Annotated in this window: 3 protein-coding genes and 1 pseudogene (1 of these 4 cut by a window edge); all 4 read left to right on the top strand. The window is 57.2% G+C overall.

Translation table 11 applies throughout. The features are described from left to right. Window positions 1-806, top strand: an 806-nt coding sequence (gene tnpC / locus L1787_RS13395) for an IS66 family transposase (RefSeq protein WP_235706442.1), incomplete at its 5' end; no start/stop codon positions are given. Between the two features lie 64 nt (window positions 807-870). Further along, a complete protein-coding gene (locus L1787_RS13390; protein WP_235709354.1) occupies window positions 871-1,290 on the top strand; it encodes an RHS repeat-associated core domain-containing protein in 420 nt (139 codons plus the stop codon). Between the two features lie 210 nt (window positions 1,291-1,500). Further along, window positions 1,501-1,905: a hypothetical protein gene (locus tag L1787_RS13385; RefSeq protein ID WP_235709353.1), complete on the top strand. Its 405-nt coding sequence runs from the start codon at window positions 1,501-1,503 to the stop codon at window positions 1,903-1,905. A gap of 623 nt (window positions 1,906-2,528) precedes the next feature. Next, window positions 2,529-2,834, top strand: a pseudogene (locus L1787_RS13380) (transposase); its annotated part runs 522 nt beyond the window's last position; the annotation flags it as partial.

The raw sequence follows: 2,834 nt of genomic DNA, 5'->3' as shown, positions 1-2,834 counted from the left end.
ACATCTGGGCTTACGTCCGCGACGACCGGCCGTTCGGCGGGAGGGCGCCTCCAGCCGCGCTCTACTATGCTTCGCGCGATCGGCGGCAGGAGCACCCCGAGCGCCATCTGCGCGGCTTCGCCGGCATTCTCCAGGCCGACGCCTACAGCGGGTACAACACGCTCTACGATCCGTCGCGCGCCGAGGGCGCGGTCACGCCGGCGCTGTGCTGGGCGCACGCGCGGCGTCCGTTCTTCGAACTCGCCGACATCGCCGCGCGGGTCCGGCGCGACGGCCGAGCGCCGGTCATCTCGCCGGTCGCGCTGCAGGCCGTCCGGCGCATCGACGCGCTGTTCGACATCGAGCGCACCATCAACGGCCTCGACGCGGCGGAGCGACTGCGGGTGCGACAGGAGGTGAGCGCGCCGCTCGTATCAGACCTCCAGGCGTGGTTACGCGAGGAACGCGCCCGCCTGTCGCGATCGGCCGCCGTCGCCAAACCGATGGATTACATGCTGAAGCGCTGGGACCGCTTCGCCGGCTTCCTCGAGGACGGCAGGATCTGCATCACGAACAACGCGGCCGAGCGGGCGCTCCGGGGATTTGCCCTCGGCCGCAAGGCGTGGCTCTTCGCCGGCTCCGAGCGCGGCGCCGACCGCGCTGCCGCCATGGCAACGCTGATCGCCACAGCGAAGCTCAACGACGTCGATCCGCAGGCCTGGCTCGCCGATGTACTCATCCGGATCGCCGCGATGCCGCAGGGGCGTCTCCACGAGCTGCTGCCATGGAACTGGAAGGGGCCGGCGTCCTCCGCCGAAACCACCTGAGCCATAGCCGCGATCCACAGTACCCGCGGCCCTCACCGAATGCTTACGCTTCATCCAACCCGATTTGCTCGATCCCGATGTGCCGGGGGTGGGGGTCAATCGCTATGCCTATGCCGGCAATGAGCCGATAAATAATTTGGACCCGAACGGAGAGGAAACCAAAGTCGCGGTGAAGGCATATTCGCTTAACTCCTATCCTCTTGTTGGAGGTGAATACGGCCACGCGCATGTAGAATACCGCGATACAGAGACTGGTGAAGCGCGAATTACACCGGCAGGCCCTTCGCGAGGTGTCAATGTGCCATTAGCGATTTCAGGCATGGATGCGCGTGGGTACGTGGTTGCATCGGACCCGCCGGCAGATTCGAGCATCGATTTCGGACGAAGCGGAACGATTACGGTAACTAAAACCGTAACTTTTGACACAATTCGTGAAGTTGAGGGTCGAATTAAACCCTTCAACATACGAAGTCAATCAGAGTGACATTCAATATAACACTCTCTATAAAGATTCAAATACATATGCAAAAAGCGCCTATGAGGCTATAGCTGGCATTAAGCCTCAAAATAATACGGAGGTTCATTTGCCTGCTTCCAATAACGATTTAAATATCAAAAACTCTTCATCGAGAGATGCCGACCATAACGAGGAGCACGGTGATGAAGATCGAATTGACCCGATGGATATGGAGTAATGCTTGTGTGGATCATTTATTTGGTAATGTACTCGATAGTTGCAGTTGGTGTAGGGACCTACACGGATGAGGTGCAATATATGATGCCCGGAATTCGAGATGAGATTGTCATCTGCCCTAAAAATTCAACTGACTCTATTAGGAATTATTTGGGTGAGGATATCCTTAAAAATCAGAGTAGCCTATTTGAATTTTTGCTTAAAAATGACATAAAATATGAACATGACACGCTCAAAGCGCAATCTCCGTTTTGTGATAAATCATTAGTAAGCTCTTCGGTGGTGCAGGCATTTTTTCCACTAGATGAGATCGGGATCGTAAAGCCATTATTTAAGTTTTTCTTCTCGAGTGAAGGGGACTTGATTGCGATAGAGGATTTAACTCAACGTCGGGCGCCATGGTGACTAACGTTACCTGAAGCCTAAATTCGATGATCGACCCGAGATATAGATGCTAATTATCAATCTCGATTTGAGTCGTTCACGAAGACTCATAAGCACGGCCGGTGATCCGGAAACTACGAAGCCATGACCGGAGCGTCCGGGAAGAAATACCGGTCAGCCGCGAGGCCCGTAGATGTCGTCGCCGAGTAGGTCGTTTGTGGCGGTCACATGGACGTTCACTGCTCGGCTCCTGTTCTGCTTCGGTGTGAAAATCGACGCTTTGAGCTGGAGGCTCAACGATGGGTACGGACACTTCGCCCGAACCAGCCGGTGGAAGCATCACCTTCGGTTCCAAGCTATCCCATAGCCTTGCTGGCGTTTCCGCCACGTGAGTTCGAGCAATGCGTCGACTGCGACTCCTTCGGACGGATATCGGTCGCTACGCAGCCCGCCGCTGACGCCGATCCGGCCCATTCGCGCACGAGCGCCCATTCACCAAGATCGTATCGCAGCCGGCAGGCCGGAGCATCCGGATCTGACGATTGAGGATTTGGGACGGGGTCGAGACCCTATTGGATAGTTCGGTTCAAAAAAGTCCCGGTGCAGGCTTCCCCTGAGGCGGTTTCGATGCGCGTCTGGGCGACATGTGCACCGGGATCATGTTCACGCTGCCATCCCGCGATCGCAAGCAATTGAAGGCCATCATCGCCAATCCGAAGAGCCCGCAGATACATTTCTGGCTTGCCCGGATCGTTCTGCTGAGCGGTGACGGGGCCTGCACCAACGCGATCACGGCGGACACGGGCACGTCGAGGACCTGCGTGTGGCGCTGGCAGGAGCGGTTCACGACCAAGGGGTTCGAAGGCCTTCTTCTTTACATGCCCCGACCGTCCGGCATTGCTCCGACGGCGCTGGACAAAATGGCCGAGATCGTTCGCCTTACGGACGAG

It is taken from the genome of Acuticoccus kalidii (assembly GCF_021556395.1).
GTDB lineage: Bacteria > Pseudomonadota > Alphaproteobacteria > Rhizobiales > Amorphaceae > Acuticoccus > Acuticoccus kalidii.
This window is presented reverse-complemented; position numbering and strand designations above follow the sequence as displayed.